Annotated in this window: 1 protein-coding gene; it reads left to right on the top strand. The window is 31.7% G+C overall.

The annotated features are described in order from the left end of the window. Positions 1-89: 89 nt before the first annotated feature. The gene (locus F6K13_RS34460; protein ID WP_240039189.1) at positions 90-488 is read left to right on the top strand and encodes a DUF1361 domain-containing protein; all 399 of its coding nucleotides are present in this window, start codon (positions 90-92) and stop codon (positions 486-488) included. Positions 489-1,074 lie beyond the last annotated feature (586 nt).

The raw sequence follows: 1,074 nt of genomic DNA, 5'->3' as shown, positions 1-1,074 counted from the left end.
TACACGGTGTTCACGCATTACTTGGGGGAGCGAATCCCCATGTAATTTTCCTCCTGTCTCCTGTCTCCTGTCTCCTGTCTCCTTCTTCAATGTGGTGGTTTTGTTTATTAATTTTTATCGCTTTTTTACCTAATGCTCCTTATGTATTAACTGATATTATTCATCTCGATCAAGATATTCGTCAAAGTAATTCTGTATGGGTTTTGACTTTAGCAGTAGTTCCCCAATATTTGTTATTTATGTTTATTGGGTTTGAAGCTTATGTTCTTTCTTTAATTAATTTGGGCTACTATTTACAGCGACAAAGTTGGAGTAATTTTATTCTGGGAATAGAGTTAATTATTCATTGTCTTTCTGCTATTGGTATTTATCTGGGAAGGTTCAAACGTTTTAATAGTTGGGATATAGTTACTAATCCTAATACTTTGATAAAAAGTGTTTATAGCGATATGTTTGGTCAAGGTCTTATTGGGTGCATCTCAATGTAAGAATAAAGCCAAAAATTTATCGCTTTTAGGCAACAGCTCATCTGGCAACAGGGGATATATAGGAAAAAAGTATTTTTGCAAATATGAGATGCACCCGTCCTATTTTAGTAATATTAATTACTTTTATAGTTATTTTTAGTTTGTATTGGCTAATGAAATTAGTAACTTTAGCTATACTGCAACAATATCAAATAAATCAAGCAGAGGAAAAAAAATTCTAGAGCTTCACCAAAATTTTAGTCAGGTATTTCAGTCTTTAAATTGACTATTTAATTTACTATTTATTGTGCTAGAAAATTAAAATAATGAAGAGGGTCAATTTAGAGTAAGATTCAAACCATCTTCTAATTTAATTGCATTTTTTTTGAAGTCACAGCGGTTTTCACTCATGTTGACTGCAAAGCTTCTGCCTTCTGCCTTTAAGTAAAAATCTCTGTATTTTATGTTAATGAAAACTGCTATAGCAATCCTATTTTATTCGTGTCAAAAATCTTACTGCTTTTTAGGGAACACTTAACTGGGAACACTTAACTGGTAAGAGTTTCAGTTTTTTTATTTACTTTTTGATTACCCGCAACCTATTTAG

The organism is Okeania sp. SIO2B9 (assembly GCF_010672505.1).
GTDB classification, from domain to species: Bacteria; Cyanobacteriota; Cyanobacteriia; order Cyanobacteriales; family Microcoleaceae; genus Okeania; species Okeania hirsuta.
This window is presented reverse-complemented; position numbering and strand designations above follow the sequence as displayed.

Bases quoted from the DNA above. Each gene is read 5' to 3' on its own strand.
- F6K13_RS34460 (WP_240039189.1), top strand. From the start codon at position 90: ATGTGGTGGTTTTGTTTATTAATTTTTATCGCTTTTTTACCTAATGCT.